The organism is Devosia enhydra (genome assembly GCF_900119845.1).
In the GTDB taxonomy this organism is placed as follows: Bacteria; Pseudomonadota; Alphaproteobacteria; order Rhizobiales; family Devosiaceae; genus FPKU01.
The window spans coordinates 1,149,076-1,164,472 of the sequence record NZ_FPKU01000002.1 but is presented as its reverse complement, the minus strand read 5'-3'; the positions used below and the strand labels follow the sequence as shown (position 1 = coordinate 1,164,472).

Genomic DNA, 15,397 nt, shown 5'->3' with positions numbered 1-15,397 from the left:
CCACGCGTTACTCACCCGTCTGCCACTCCCCTTGCGGGGCGTTCGACTTGCATGTGTTAAGCCTGCCGCCAGCGTTCGTTCTGAGCCAGGATCAAACTCTCAAGTTTGAATGCTGACTTTATGTCGCTGGATTGCACGTTTGCGTGCGCGTCGTCTCCGACGCGACATTGACGAGGACACACACCTAAATCATCGGCCTAAACCGACGACCATGGTTGTGTTTCCTCAGAAACGTGCACCCATCAAAGTCTTCGTCCAATCTTTCGATCAGACCGCAAGAACCTCGCCGTCCACGTTTCTCTTTCTTCTCTCTTCACACTGTCAAAGAGCTGACCCCAGATCCCTCTCAAAGGGCGGCGTCATCGGAGACATCAGTCTCCACATCCTTAAGGGAACAGCATCTTGCCTCCGGTTGCCCGGCAGCAATCCTGCCCTTTCAGAAGATCACCGACAGTGGGAGCGACCAGCGCTCGGCGTCGTCAGTGCAGCGGGTTCTAGTCGAGGCCGAAGAGCCTGTCAACACCCTTTTTCCGTCGTACCGCAGAAAGTTTCATCCGAAACTCCCCCGCCGTACTCGCAGCCAACCCAGAATTTACCTTCCAGATCAACCACTTGCCTCGCCAGAACCACGTTCCCGCAGCCCCGCCTCAGCGATGTCCGGCTTATAAGGGACACCCCATTTCAGTGTCAACGGGCTTCGACGAAGAAAATGACAGCTTCGTCGCATTTCCCGTTTCAGGCCCTTTTCGACCTGCGACATGCGCGCTCGCTCTTATAAGGTAGCCGTGCAACGCAGCCTTTCAATCTCCAGAGGATTCCCAGTTTCGCCGCAATCGCCCCGCATCACCCTGCGCTGAGGGTTGACTTGCGCGGGGGCGCGCGTCATCCCTTCTGGCGGCCTGTCGTGGCGGCCGGAAACGGGGCATCTAACGCAGTCAGGATCAGGGTGAACCCAGCTCAGCGCAACCGTACGGCGGCTCTGCTCAAGGCCAGTGGCTATGAGGATAGTCCCGCCCTTACTGTTCAGTCGACCGACGGTGAAATCCCGCATGGTCGCGAGCTCAGTTTCGCCTGGCTCACCGGCACGGTGATGACCGGGCTCACCAGCGTTCTGCTGATGGGCGCGGCTCTTTATGTCTCCTTCAAGGGCCAGGACACTTTCTCTACGGCCTATGAGGCGTTGCAGATCGTGGCACCGCAGCCCGATACGGTCACCGGCATCAAGGCCAAGACCCACCGTATGCGCCCCGTGGCGCAGACCCGCTCCGAGCTCGAGATCGTCGAGGCCTCGATCCGCGAAAGCGTCGATGGGCGCGACATGATCCGCAAGCAGCCCTTCGTGCGCATCCGCGCTACGCTTGCGACCGCTGCGACGGCGCTCTCGGACGATGTGCCCGCCTATGACCCGGTCGCCATCCTCGATTCCAACGCCCCTATCGAGGGCGCCGACAGCGGCCTTGCCGCCAATACCCAGATTTACGGCGCCGATGTGGAAGGCGAAGTCTCGATCCGGCTCGCCGCCCTGCCCGCCACGCTCGTGCCGCCCCGCCTGATCTCGGATCGCAGTGCCGCGGAGTTCGCCCGGGCCACGGTGGAAAACCTCTTCGGCGAAGGCGATTACGAAGCCCTGGCCTATGCCGATACCGGGCAGCGGCTGCGCGAGCTCGATACCCCGCGCGACGGTCAGCTGGCCGGTGTCGTCGAGAACGTTACGGCCGTACCCAAGACGACCACTGCCGAGGATGCCGGTCTTGGACGCACCGAACGTATTCTGACCATGCGCGAGCGGACCCCGCTCGCCGACACGCTTTCGCGAAACGGCTTTACCCCGCAGATGGTGGCGGCGGTTTCGGCGACGCTGCGCAATATCCTGCCCACGCTCGACATGCCTTCCGGAGCCCGGCTGCGCATCCTGTTCGGGCCATCGCGGGTGGCGGACAGCCTTATTCCCTACCGGCTCTCGATCTATTTCCACGACAATGCCGCCAATATCGACAAGCATGCGGCGACCGTCGCGCTGACCGATCGCGGCTCCTACGTTCTTGGGCTCGCTCCTCCCGACATCGAGTTTCCCGAGGAGGATACCGAGGAAATCAACGTCAACAACCTGCCCTCGGTCTACCGCTCCATATGGGAGACAGCGCGCAAGCATGACGTGGACGATGCCACCACGTCGCGCATCGTGGCGATGTTCGCCTATGACATCGACTTGACCCGCAAGATCGCACCGGGCGATTCCATCGAGATCCTGCAGACGGCGCCCAATGCCGAAGGCCGCAAGGACCTTCTCTATGTGGCCTTGAAGCTGGGCAGCACGACGCGCGAATTCTATCGCTTCCGCACCAATGACGGCACGGTGGATTTCTTCGATACCGAAGGCCAGACCGGCAAGCGCTTCCTGACGCGCCGGCCCGTCGAAGGTGGCGGCCGGCTTTCGAGCCGCTACGGCTATCGCGTCCACCCCATCTTCAAGACGCGCCGCCTGCATTCCGGCATCGATCTGGCCGCGCCGCGCAATACACCGATCTATGCGGCGGGCGACGGCGTCGTCGAACGCGCGCAATGGGTTTCGGGCTATGGCCGTTATGTCGAGCTGCGGCACGTCAACGGCTTCGAAACCGCCTATGGCCACATGAACAAGATCGCCGATGGCATGAAGCCGGGCACACGCGTGCGCCAGGGCCAGATCGTGGGCTATGTCGGCTCCACCGGCAATTCGACCGGCAATCACCTGCACTTCGAAATCAAGGTCAACGGTCGCACCGTCGACCCGCTGAGCGTGAAGCTGCCGCGCGACAAATCGCTGCCGGCGAGCGCCGAGCAGGCCTTCGAGCAGACCGTGGCGCAGATCAAGGACCTGATGCAGCGCGATCCCGCACCGGTCACTGTCGCAGCGATCATGGGCCAGAACTCGCGTAGCTGACCCCGCCTGCAGCCAGCACCGACTAGTCGCGCGCCACATAGACGGCCATCTCGAACCCGCCCGGCACGCGCATGTGAAAGCGCCGACCACCGGGGAAGTCGAAGGCCGGTCGGGTGATCTCGCCACCGGCGGCTATCACAAGCGCCTCGACGGCCTCAAGATCATCCGTGCGGATCACCGGCAGCGGCGCAGCCACGCGATCGGACGCACCATCGATGCCCGTATCGATACCCGCGCCACCCGCCCCCTTGTAATCGGGGCCATAATCGATCGTGCTCCAGCCGAACACGTCGCTAAAAAACCGCGCCGTATCGGACGGCGCCGCGCTGGGCAGTTCCAGATAGTCGATCTTGGCTGTGAGCGGCATGAGTTCGTTCCTTGTTTGTTCTATAGGGCGTTGAATCGCCTCGCCAGTCAAGCCCCTCCGATTGAGGTCGCACAAACGCGGTCGGGATGAGGGTCCGACCTCAGGCCATTCAAACCTGGCGCCCGGCGTTCGGGCGCGCTCCGACGCCACAAGGCGTGACGCGGTCAGAACGCCTGCCAGTCGGGATCGAGCGCCGCGCTGCCTTCAACGAGGTAACGCCGGTGCGCGCCCGATCCAAACCCCACGCGCTGCTCGCTCTCGAGAGGAGCGACCGGTCGGCTCCTCTGCGGCTGTGCCCGCGCCACTGCGGGCTCGCGCGCCGCAGCCGGGGTGTTGGCTTGCGAGAGCTGGAAGATATCGACGACGCGATCGAGCTCGCGGGCCTGCGTCTCTGTCTGCTCGATGGCCGCATTGGTTTCTTCCACCAGTGCGGCATTGTGCTGGGTCATCTCGTCCATTTCACGCACCGCCGAGGAGACTTCGGCAATTGCGGCCGCCTGGTGCTGGCTGGCCCGAGCGATCTGGTCGACCAGTTCGCTGTTTTCCCGCACCCCCTCGAGCATGGCCGAAAGGCGCTCGGCGGCTTGCGCCACGAGGCGCGAGCCGGTGCGCACTTCGCCTGAGGATTGCTCGATCAGTGTCTTGACCTCGGATGAAGCCTGCGCGGCCGACTGGGCCAGCCGCCGCACCTCCACCGCCACAACGGCAAAGCCGCGCCCGGCATCCCCTGCCCGCGCCGCCTCCACCGAGGCATTGAGGGCCAGAAGATTGGTTTGGAAGGCGATGTCGTCGATGAGCCCGATGATATTGGAAATGCGGGTAGAGGAATCCGTGATCCGGTCCATCGCCGCATTGGCCTGGCGCATCACGGCACCGCCTTCTTCGGCGGCGCCGGCGACAGACCGGGCCTTTTCGCTCGCCGAGTCGGCGCGCGCCGAATTGTCGGTCACGGTGCCGGCAAGCTCGCGCATGGCTGCCGCCGTCTGCTCGATCGCCGCGGCCTGGCGCGCGGTGCGATGCGACAGATCGTTGGCGCCGGACAGGATTTCGGCAGTCGCGGTCTTCAGCGTCCCGGATGTCGATTGCAGGCGTTCGACGATGCCGGCGAAATTTTCGAGCGAATTGTTGAACGCGACGCGCAACGGCTCGATCTCGGCGGGGAACGGCGTCGTCACACGCTGCGTCAGGTCGCCGCCTGCCAGGCGGTCGAGACCGTGACCGAGCAGATTGACCGCTTCGCGACGCGCCGTCACGTCGGTTGCGTATTTCACCACCTTGAAGGGCCGGCCTTCGAGGTCGAAAATCGGGTTGTACGAGGCCTGGATCCAGACCTCCCTGCCATCCTTGCCGATGCGCCGGTACTCGGCGGCAAAATACTCGCCACGCGCCAGCCTTTCCCAGAACGCGGCATAGCCCGGGCTCGCGGCATCGGCCGGATTGACGAACATGCGATGATGTCGGCCGGCGATTTCGGGCAGCGTGTAGCCCATCGCCTTGAGAAAATTGTCGTTGGCGGTGATCACCTCGCCCGTCAGGGTGAATTCGATCACCGCCTGGGCCCGCTCGACAGCGGCCAGTTGCCCGTCAGCATTGGCGCTGCGCAGCCTGTCCTCGGTGATGTCGGCGGCGATCAGCACGATCTGCTCGATCCGGCCCTTCGCTCCGGTCACGGGAACATAGGAACCGCCGATCCAGATCGGTCGTCCGGCCTTGGTCATCCGGCGAAACTGCCCAGTCTTGGGCACGCCCGCGCAAAGCTCGCGCCATAGGGCCGCAGCTTCGTCCGAATGCGCGGCGTCCGAGAGCGTCAGGCGACCATGATCGAGATGGCCGATGTCTTCGGAGGCGAGCCCGAACAGCGCCTCTGCCGCGCTGTTGGCGGACAAGAGCGTGCCATTGGCCGAAAAGGCGAGCAAGGGCTGCACCCGGTCGAGCGCTTCAACGAGGGTGCGATCCGTCCGGGCCTGGACTGCGCGCTGGGCGGAAACGATGGAAATGGGCACGGTCGGTGATCCTCGGAAGCGTCGAGGAAACCTACCTACGGCATGCCTAAGATTACGTAACCAATTGGTCAGGAGAGCGAAAATCGCCTCGCGCGACCCGGCCCATGGCATCGACTTCTGAAGAAACGGAGGGAGCCGACCGGAGCCGGCTCCCTCGTCAAATCAGGCCGCGGCGGGCGTCACCAGCTCGCCTTCGATCACGGGCACGACACGGAGCCCGTCTTCACCGGCTTCGACCTGCACCTCCGAACCATCCGGAATCCGCCCACCGAGAATTTCTTCGGCCAGCTGGTCCTGGATGGTGCGTTGCATGACGCGCTTCAAGGGCCGCGCGCCATAGGCGGGATCGTAGCCCTCGCGCGCCAGCCACTCGCGAGCGCCGGGCGTCAGGCTGAGCCGGATATCACGCTCCTTGAGCAGGCTCGTGAGCCGGCCGAACTGGATGTCGACGATAGCCCCCATATGCTCGCGGCCAAGCCGGTGGAACAGCAGGATCTCGTCGATGCGGTTGAGGAATTCCGGCCGGAAAGCCGCCTTCACCGCGTCGAGCACCTTGCCGCGCACCAGTTCCACAGACTCGCCATCCTGAAGCGCAGCGAGATAATCGGCGCCCAGATTGGAGGTGAGGATGATGAGCGTATTGCGGAAATCCACCGTCCGCCCCTGGCCATCCGTCAGCCGACCATCGTCGAGAACCTGCAAGAGGATGTTGAACACATCCGGATGCGCTTTCTCGATTTCGTCGAACAGCACGACCTGGTAGGGCCGCCGACGCACCGCCTCGGTCAGCACACCACCCTCGTCATAGCCCACATAGCCCGGAGGCGCGCCGATGAGGCGTGCGACCGAGTGCTTTTCCATGAACTCCGACATATCGAGCCGGACCATCGCCGTCTCATCGTCGAAGAGGAACTGCGCCAGAGCCTTGGTGAGTTCGGTCTTGCCCACGCCCGTGGGCCCGAGGAACATGAACGAGCCGATCGGCCGGTTGGGATCCTGCAACCCGGCGCGAGCCCGGCGCACGGCCTTGGATACAGCCTCGACCGCCTCGGACTGCCCGATGACGCGAGCGCCGAGCACCTGCTCCATGCGGATCAGCTTGTCACGCTCACCCTCGAGCATGCGATCGACCGGAATGCCGGTCCAGCGCGAGACGACCTGCGCGATATGGGTGGGCTGCACGACCTCCTCGACCATCGCCTGGTCGGGCTTGCCATCGCCGTCCGGGTCGTCGGCCGAGCGGATACGGCGTTCGAGATCGGGAATGACGCCATAGGCCAGCTCGCCGGCTCGGCCCAGATCGCCCTTGCGCTGGGCGATTTCGAGCTCGGAGCGGGCCTTGTCGAGCTCTTCCTTGAGCTTCTGACTGCCCTGCAGGCGCTCCTTTTCGGCCAGCCATTTCTGCGACAGGCCCTGGGCCTGCTCCTCGAGCCCGGCCAGTTCCTGCTCGAGACGGTCGAGGCGCGTCTTGGAGGCGTCGTCGGTTTCCTTCTTCAAGGCTTCGCGCTCGATCTTGAGCTGCATGATGCGGCGATCGAGTTCGTCGAGGGCTTCGGGCTTGGAGTCGACGGCCATGCGCATGCGGGCGGCGGCCTCGTCCATCAGGTCGATGGCCTTGTCGGGAAGGAAGCGGTCGGTGATGTAGCGGTTCGAGAGGGTCGCGGCAGAGACCAGCGCCGAATCTGAGATCCGGATGCCGTGGTGCAGCTCGTATTTCTCCTTCAATCCCCGGAGGATGGAGATGGTGTCCTCCACCGTCGGCTCATCGACATAGACGGGCTGGAAGCGACGGGCGAGCGCCGCGTCCTTCTCGATATATTTCCGGTATTCATCGAGCGTCGTCGCGCCGACGCAATGCAGCGTGCCGCGCGCGAGGGCAGGCTTCAGCAAATTGGAAGCATCCATTGCGCCATCGGCCTTTCCGGCGCCGACAAGCGTGTGCATCTCATCGATGAAGAGGATGATCTCGCCGTCTGCACTTTCGATCTCGCCAAGAACGGACTTGAGGCGCTCCTCGAATTCACCGCGATATTTGGCACCCGCGATCAGCGCGCCCATGTCGAGCGACATCAACGCCTTGTTCTTGAGCGATTCGGGCACATCGCCATTGACGATGCGGATGGCGAGGCCTTCGGCGATCGCGGTCTTGCCGACGCCGGGTTCACCGATCAGCACGGGGTTGTTCTTGGTGCGGCGCGAGAGGACCTGGATGGTGCGGCGGATTTCCTCGTCGCGGCCGATGACCGGATCGAGCTTGCCGGCGCGCACGTCGGCGGTGAGGTCGCGGGCATATTTCTTGAGCGCATCATAGGCGTTTTCGGCCGACGCCGAATCGGCAGTGCGGCCCTTGCGGATCGCGTCGATAGCCTGGTTAAGCCCTTGAGGCGTAACGCCGGACGAGGCGAGTACCTTGCCCGCGTCGGTGTCCTTCTCGATGGTCAGGGCAAGCAGCAGACGCTCCACGGCAACAAAACTATCCCCGGCCTTCTGAGCCGCCGATTCGGCGGTGTCGAAGACGCGCGCCAGCTCGCGGCTGAGATAGAGCTGGCCGGCGTCGCCGGTGATTCGGGGGATCTTGGCGAGGGCGGCTTCGACGCCGGCGCGGGCGGCCTTGGGATCGCCGCCGGCGCGTTCGATGAGGCCGGACGCCATGCCCTCCGAATCATCGAGCAGGACCTTCAAAAGGTGGACCGGGGAGAACTGCTGGTGGCCCTTGCCCAGCGCAGCGTTTTGCGCGCTCTGGATGAAGCCGCGTGCCCGCTCGGTATATTTTTCGATATTCATTGCACTCTCCTTTTCCGCCTGCCCGGTCCGGCCCCGAAGGCACCGAAAAAGGCAGCGAAGACGCTGGTTTGGCCGACTTGCCCGCGCTGCAGCGCATTTGGCCCTGGGCAAGATATAGGAACGGATTCTGCGCCGAAAAGTGCCGGGCGCCTTGCGCAGGATCAAAGGCCAATCAGGCCAGGAGGAGAAGTGGCAGAACCAGCAGCGGGGACAGGGGAATTCCCGCCCGGCCGAGAATTTCGACAAGGTGCGGCAAGGCCCAGGCGATGAGAAGGAAGGTCGCCGGGGTGGCCGAGGACAAGGGCGCTGGCGGCAGGCGCCGCGAGACGATGAGGGCCCCGGCAAGCAGCAGGCCCAGATCGTAGTTGTGGATGTAAGGGGTTATCAAAGTTGCCCCCACAAGGACGAGGGCGGCGCGCCGACGGGGATCGCTGACGTAAACCAGGCGCCAGACAAGGAAAACGGCGATGAGGCCGGCAGCGGCCCAATGGAGCAGAAAGGCCAGTTCGCCCTCCACGCCGACAACACGCAGGCCCATGAAAATCGATGGAATCATGGTCATGAACGGGCCCGAACCGTGCTTTTCCAGACGCTCGAGTCGTGGGACCGTTTCGCCGAGCCAGGAGAGCCAGGTGGGCACCCCGAAGATCGCCAGCGACAGCCCCGCGAACCCGAGGGTCAGGCCCCCGGCAATGAGGATGGCGCGCCAGCGCCTCTCGATGAGCCAGAGCAGCGGCAGCAGGAACCCGGCCTGCGGCTTGATGGTCAAAAGCGCGGCCGCGACCGGAGGGAGGACATCGGATTTCGACCGGGATGAAAGGGCCAGCAGCATGAGCCCGGCGGCGAAATTGCCGGTCTGCCCATAATAGACATTGAGCACCGAGGCGGGCGAGAGGAGCAGCACGGCGCATTCGAGCGGGAAAAAGCCGAAGCGGCGGGCGCCGAGCCAGAGGATGAGAAGCCCCAGAACCGACCAGACCAGCAGCGTCGCATAGAAGCTAAAGAGCCCGAACGGCCCGGCGAGCAGCAGCGAATGGGGCGGATAGGCCCAGAGGCGGAGGCCGATGGGCGCGCCGGTCATGGCGATCTCGGCGGCCATGAAGGCCTCGGGATTGTAGATCTCGCCGATCCGGCCCGAGAGGATGAGGCGACCCGTGGTCCAGAGGTTGATGAAATCTCCGCCCACCGGCCGGCCATCGGCATAGAGGAGGCCGGAAATGCCGGCGGTCTCGCCCCAGCGGGAAAACACGAACCAGACGAGATGCAGGATGCCGAGCGCCAGCAAGGCGCGACGCATGCCCTGACCCTGCTGCTGCATCGCGATTCCCCTGCCTCTCGGCGCAAGGATAAGGGACGACAGCCGACCGAACCAGCGCTCCGGACCTCAAAAAGCAGAAGGGCCGGGGATGACCCGGCCCTTCTCGTTCAGGACTTCATGTCGCGCCGGATCACTCAGCCGCGTTGGCGGTGCCACCGGCGGTGAGGAAGGCCGGAAGCTCGGGGCTCGGCTCGCCATCCTGCCCTTCGGGGGCGGCATCGCGGACGACGCGGCGGCGGGTGCGGCGCGGCTTGGCCTCGGCTTCGACGGGCGCAGCCTCGGCCGGCTGGGCCGGCGCGGGCTGGACCGGAGCAGCGTCGCTCACCGGCACATCAACGCTGGGCTGCGGCGCAGAAGCCAGGTCGGGCTGGGCCTCGCCACCGTCGGCGGCAGCCAGCGGCACGCGACGTTCGCGACGACGGCGGCCCGGCGCTTCGCTGCGCTCGGCCCGATCCGGCTCGGCGGCAGCCTCGACGGGTCGATCCTCGGCGCTGCGTTCCGGACGATCCTGACGCTCCTGGCGCTCGGGCCGATCAAAACGCTCAGATCGCTCGGACCGGTCCTGACGCTCGGGCCGATCCTGGCGCTGGTCATTCTGACGGTCCTGACGATCGCCGCGCGGGAAACGCTCCTGGCGATCCTGGCGCGGCTCCTGCTGACGGTCCTGACGCTGATCCTGACGGTCGCCGCGATCCTGACGGTCGGCGCGGGCCTCGCCCTGCTCCTGCTGGGGCGGGCGCTGGGCATGCTGAGCCAGGGGATCGACGGGCTCGGACTCCTCGCCGTCGTAATCATCCTGATCGTAATCCTGACCATACTGGTCGGACCGCACGACGCCCTGCGGCTGGGCCGCCGAGATGATGCGGAAATAATGTTCGGCGTGCTGGAAATAATTCTCCGCCATCACCGAGTCGCCCGAAGCCTGCGCATCGCGCGCCAGCTGCACGTATTTTTCGGCGATGTGGGCGGCATTGCCGCGCAGCTTCACGTCCGGCCCGTTGCTTTCGAAGCTCCGGTTCAGCGGATTGAGGTGCTTGCGCCCGCCATTGTTGTTGTTGCTGCGCCCGCGTGAGCGGTTCTTGTTATTGCTGTTCTGGTTAGGTCTCATCGTCTCGCTTGCGCCTTGGAAATGCTCCCCGGGCCCTTTCGCCCGCGGCGGCGTTGCGACCGGTCATGCACCGGAACCCGCGAACGGGTCCGGCCATCCGGCCAAATCATGCGAAGTGGCGGCTCGCTGCGCGATGCCCAATACCGCTTCGATCCATCCGTGCAGCCAGCCAACTGGCCTTGAGGCCACACCACGTAGTCACCGTGTACGGGATCGGTCCTCCGCCACGCCGATGCAATATACGACCCCGGAGTCGACGGGCCGATGAAACGGTCCGCTGACGATCCAAGAGGCTGTGAGGTTGAACCACTTGTGGCTCATCGTCGGGGACCGGGCGCGGCCCGGTTGGCCTGTGCCGCGCAATGCGGCTGCAACGAAGAGCGGGTGGCCGTCACCCTGGCGCCACTCCATGCGCCGCTTGACAGCCCCGGTAAACTAGCCGGTTCGGCCTCAACTTCCAAGAGCAAATTTCCGGGCGCCCCTTCATTGTCCCCGCGCCATGGCCGAAGGATGGCGGCAAGGACAATGGCAGGGGCTGCGCACGCCAATGCTTGAGCGTCAGGTCGCGGTGACGACCACCATGCGGTCGCGATCCTCGAGATCGCGCGCGACCGCGATCTGCGAAAAGCCCGCCGCCGCCAGAATCGCCCTCACGGTCGGCCCCTGGCTGTGGCCGATCTCGAACAGCCCGAGCCCGCCGGGTTTGAGGTGGCGGGCCAGTTCGGCCGCGATGATGCGATAGGGTTCGAGCCCATCGGGCCCGCCGAACAAAGCGAGATGGGGATCGTGATCGCGCACCTCGACCGACAGAGCGGGCCGCTCGGCGTCGGCGATATAGGGCGGGTTGGAGACGACGAGATCGAAGCGCTCGCCCAGCGCGATGGGCTCGAACCAGGAGCCCAGACGCAGATCGAGCCGGTCGGCCACCCCATGGCGGGCGGCATTTTCGCGAGCGGTTTCAAGGGCTCCGGGCGACAGGTCGACCGCCATGGCCTGCGCATCGGGACACTCATGCAGGAGCGCGATGGCGATGCAGCCCGTGCCCGTGCCCAGATCGAGGAGGCGCGGGCGCGCTTTGCCTTCGAGCCGCTCGAGGCCGCGGCGCACCAGCATCTCGGTTTCGGGCCGGGGCACCAGCGTCTCGGGGGACAGCAAAAAATCGAGCCCCCAGAAGGCCTTGACCCCGAGGATGCGGCTCACCGGCTCGCCGGCGATCCGCCGCTGCGCGAAAGCCTCGAGACGGGCCAGCGCATCGGGGTCGGCCGGCTCATGCTCGTTGGTATAGAGCGCCAGGGCGGTGCAGCCGAAGGCAGCCTCGGCGAGGCGTCGTGCGTCTAACTCCGGAGTATCGATGGCGGCAGCGCGGAAGCGATCGCGCACCTTGCGCCATGCCGCCCCGATGGTGATCGGGCTCAGGAGCGCCCCTCCATCGCGGCGAGCAGGGTCGCCTGATGCTCGGTGATGAGCGCATCGATCAGTTCGTCGAGCGCGTCTCCGGCCACGACTTTTTCGAGCTTGTAGAGCGTGAGGTTGATGCGGTGGTCGGTGACCCGGCCCTGCGGGAAATTATAGGTGCGGATGCGCTCGGAGCGATCGCCCGAGCCTACCTGCTCGCGCCGGGCCTCGGAGCGGGCGCTGTCGCGCGCCTCGCGCTGGGCTTCGTAGAGCCGGGCGCGCAGCACCTTCATGGCGGTGGCGCGATTCTGGTGCTGGCTCTTTTCCGACGATGTGACGACGATGCCGGTGGGCAAATGGGTAATGCGCACCGCCGAATCGGTGGTGTTGACGTGCTGGCCGCCGGCGCCCGAGGAGCGCATGGTATCGATGCGGATATCCTCGTTGCGGATATCGATATCGATATCCTCGACTTCGGGCAGCACCGCGACGGTGGCGGCCGAGGTGTGGATGCGGCCCGAGGCCTCGGTGGCCGGCACGCGCTGCACCCGGTGCACGCCGCTCTCGAATTTGAGCCGGGCATAGGCGCCCTTGCCCGAAATATTGGCCACCGCCTCCTTGTAGCCGCCCGCCTCGCCGGGGCTGGCTTCCATGAGGGTGAAGCTCCAGCCGCGCAGGTCGGCATAGCGCTGGTACATGCGCATGAGATCGCCGGCAAACAGCGCCGCCTCGTCGCCGCCGGTGCCGCCGCGCACTTCGAGGATGACGTTCTTGTCGTCGGCGGCGTCGCGCGGCAGGAGCAGGATGCGGATATCGGCTTCCATGGCCTCGATGCGGGGGCGCAGCTCCTCGATCTCGAGGGCGGCCATCTCGGCCATTTCCCTGTCGGAGGAGGCGCTGAGCGCCTCGGCATCGGCCAGGTCGGCGCGCAGCTTCACATAGGCCTTGATGGGCGTGACGACCGGTTCGAGCTCGGCATATTCCTTGGAGAGGCGGACGAAGTCCTCGGGATCGGGCCCGGCCGCCAGCGCCGCCTCGACGCTGTCGAAGCGCTTTTCCAGAGCGGCGAGCTTATCCTGGGGCAGTGCACTCATACCAAATGTCTCAAACGGTGCTGGCCGTTCCGGGCCGGGCGGAAGAAGGCCGCCGGGCCGGAACCGCGATCAAACGATAGTTCAGAGCGGCAGCTTCTGGCGATCGGCCCAATCCTGCAACAGCGAGCGGATGGGCACCTCCTCGGCGCCCTCGGCCAGCGCCTCGCCCACCGCATGCTGGATGGGCGCCAGATCGACCCCGAGCACCATCTCCTTGATCGGGCCGATCGAGGGCGGGCTCATCGAGAGCCGCGTCATGCCGATGGCCATGAGCGCGAGGGCCTCCATGGGCCGGCCGGCCAGCTCCCCGCACATGGTGATGGGCACGTTGTGCTTGCGCGCCGCGTCGACCACCAGCTTGAGGGCCCGGAGGCGCGGCAGCCCGATGGGATCGTAGCTCTTGGAGACGCGCGGATTGGCGCGGTCGGCGGCGGTGAGGAACATGATGAGGTCGTTGGACCCGATCGAGACGAAATCGGCCTCGGGCAGCACCCGGTCGAGCTCAAAGAGCAGCGAGGGCACCTCGACCATGGCGCCGAGCGCCACCGATTCGGGGACCTTCTCGCCGGCGCGGCGCAGGCGCTCGATTTCCTTTTTCACCTCGCGCCGGGTCTGGCGGAATTCGGCCGCCTCGGTGACCATGGGCACGAGAATGCGCAGCGGCCGGCCCTCGGCGGCCATCAGGAGCGCGCGGATCTGGGTACGCAACAGCCCCGGCCGCTCGAGCGCCAGCCTCAGGCTGCGGAAGCCCATGGCGGGGTTTTCCTCGTGCTGGGCGCGCAGATAGGGGATGACCTTGTCGCCTCCGATATCGAGGAGGCGGAAGACGATCGGCCTGTCGCCCACGAGCCGCATCGCCTCGCGATAGAGCGAGACCTGCTCGCCCAGCCGCGGCAGCTTGGAGGCGATCATGAACTGCAGTTCGGTGCGGAAGAGCCCGACGCCCTCGGCGCCGGTCTCGTCGAGCATCGGCAAATCGGCCACGAGCCCGGAATTGTGTAGCAGCGTGATCTCGACCCCGTCGCGCGTGATGGCGGGGCGGTGCTTGAGCGCGGCATACTGGGCGCGGCGCTTGGCCGAGAGCCGCACCTTGTCGACATAGGTCTGCTCGACATCGGGAGTGGGGCGCAACAGCACCTTGCCGGCCGAGCCATCCACGATGATGTCGTCCCCGCTCTCGGACATCGAGACGATGTTCTCGGCCTGCCCCACGGCCACGAGCCCGAGCGAGCGGGCGACGATGGCGACGTGGCTCGTCGATCCCCCCTCCTCGAGCACGAGGCCGCGCAGGCGCGTGCGGTCATATTCGAGCAGTTCGGCCGGCCCCATGTTGCGGGCCACGAGGATGGCGTTTTCGGGCAGGTTGCGGCCGATGCCCTGGTGGTCGCCGGTGAGCACGCGCAGCAGCCGGTTGGCCAGATCGTCGAGATCGTGCAGGCGCTCGCGGATATAGGGGTCGGTCTGGCGCATCATGCGGGCGCGGGTATCGTTCTGCACACGCTCGACGGCAGCCTCGGCGGTCAGCCCGTTGTCGATCGCCTCGACAAGACGGTCGACCCATCCCCGGTCATTGGCGAACATGCGATAGGTCTCGAGGATCTCGCGATGATCGGTGGAGGGCTGCATGTCGCCGCGCTCGAGCATGGCGTCGATGGAGACGCGCATGGTGGCGAGCGCCTCCTCGAGCCGGCGCCGTTCGGCCTCGGTGTCCTCGGCAATGAAATTGGTGACCACGACGCGCGGATCGTGCAGCACCACATGCCCCAGCGCGATGCCTTCCGAAAAGCTCGAGCCCTGGAAGGTGCGCGGCCGCCTGAGGTCGATATCGGAGCCCGGCTTGATCAGCTGGTCGAAATCGGAGGTGGCGATCATCTCGGCGAGGATGGTCGCGGTGGTCAGCAGCGCCTCGCTCTCGTCCTCGGAAAAGACGCGGCGGCTGATGCTCTGGACCACCAGCACGCCCAGGGTCTGGCCGGCGCGCAGCACCGGCACGCCCAGAAAGGCGTTGTAGGGATCCTCGCCCGTTTCGGGGCGATAGGCGAAGGCGGGATGCTCGGAGGCGTTTTCGAGATTGAGCGGCTCGGCCTCTGCGGCGATGAGGCCGACGAGACCCTCACGCAGCCGCAGCGTCGTCATGTGCACCGATTCGGCCTTGAGGCCGCGCGTGGCGAAGAGTTCGAGCGCGCCATCGTCGCGCAGCACATAGAACGAGCACACATCGGCATGCATGTTCTGGGCGATCAGGTTGACGATCTTGTCGAGCCGATCCTGCGCCGCGAGCGGCTCGGCCATCGTCTCCCGCAATTGCCGCAGCAACACGCGCGGACCGCTGATCGCTGTGGGCATCGGCTCAATCGCGGCCCGGGGGCCGCCCCTTTCCGGCCCTCTCGCCGCCCCTGCCATAA

Annotated in this window: 9 protein-coding genes and 1 rRNA gene; 1 reads left to right on the top strand and 9 read right to left on the bottom strand. The window is 65.7% G+C overall.

Annotation, left to right across the window (positions count from 1 at the left end):
* A 16S ribosomal RNA gene (locus BT183_RS14695) occupies positions 1–107 on the bottom strand; the annotation flags it as partial.
* A gap of 839 nt (positions 108–946) precedes the next feature.
* On the opposite strand from BT183_RS14695, the gene BT183_RS21175 reads away from it, so the two are divergent.
* Positions 947–2,923: a M23 family metallopeptidase gene (locus tag BT183_RS21175; protein WP_143145818.1), complete on the top strand. Its 1,977-nt coding sequence runs from the start codon at positions 947–949 to the stop codon at positions 2,921–2,923.
* Positions 2,924–2,945: 22 nt separating this feature from the next.
* On the opposite strand, the gene BT183_RS14685 is transcribed toward BT183_RS21175, so the two are convergent.
* The 8 genes from BT183_RS14685 to ptsP all read right to left on the bottom strand — a co-directional run bounded on the left by BT183_RS14685 (position 2,946) and on the right by ptsP (position 15,338).
* Positions 2,946–3,290, bottom strand: a complete 345-nt coding sequence (locus BT183_RS14685) for a VOC family protein (RefSeq protein ID WP_072344507.1) — start codon at positions 3,288–3,290, stop codon at positions 2,946–2,948.
* Between the two features lie 164 nt (positions 3,291–3,454).
* Positions 3,455–5,293, bottom strand: coding sequence for a methyl-accepting chemotaxis protein (locus BT183_RS14680; protein WP_244545342.1), 1,839 nt, complete (start codon positions 5,291–5,293; stop codon positions 3,455–3,457).
* A 162-nt stretch (positions 5,294–5,455) separates the two neighbouring features.
* Positions 5,456–8,077 carry an ATP-dependent chaperone ClpB gene (clpB, locus tag BT183_RS14675; protein WP_072344505.1) on the bottom strand — a complete coding sequence of 874 codons (2,622 nt, stop codon included), beginning with the start codon at positions 8,075–8,077 and terminating at the stop codon, positions 5,456–5,458.
* Between the two features lie 172 nt (positions 8,078–8,249).
* Entirely contained in the window at positions 8,250–9,395 is a 1,146-nt protein-coding gene (locus tag BT183_RS14670) for a glycosyltransferase family 87 protein (RefSeq protein ID WP_072344502.1), read from the bottom strand.
* Positions 9,396–9,525: 130 nt separating this feature from the next.
* The gene (locus BT183_RS14665; RefSeq protein WP_072344501.1) at positions 9,526–10,503 is read right to left on the bottom strand and encodes a DUF4167 domain-containing protein; all 978 of its coding nucleotides are present in this window, start codon (positions 10,501–10,503) and stop codon (positions 9,526–9,528) included.
* 558 nt (positions 10,504–11,061) lie between these two features.
* Positions 11,062–11,883: a peptide chain release factor N(5)-glutamine methyltransferase gene (prmC, locus tag BT183_RS14660; RefSeq protein ID WP_244545341.1), complete on the bottom strand. Its 822-nt coding sequence runs from the start codon at positions 11,881–11,883 to the stop codon at positions 11,062–11,064.
* A 32-nt stretch (positions 11,884–11,915) separates the two neighbouring features.
* The gene (gene prfA / locus BT183_RS14655) at positions 11,916–12,992 is read right to left on the bottom strand and encodes a peptide chain release factor 1 (RefSeq protein WP_072344497.1); all 1,077 of its coding nucleotides are present in this window, start codon (positions 12,990–12,992) and stop codon (positions 11,916–11,918) included.
* 81 nt (positions 12,993–13,073) lie between these two features.
* Positions 13,074–15,338 (bottom strand): phosphoenolpyruvate--protein phosphotransferase, encoded by a 2,265-nt coding sequence (gene ptsP, locus BT183_RS14650; RefSeq protein WP_072344494.1) that lies wholly within the window; start codon positions 15,336–15,338, stop codon positions 13,074–13,076.
* Positions 15,339–15,397 lie beyond the last annotated feature (59 nt).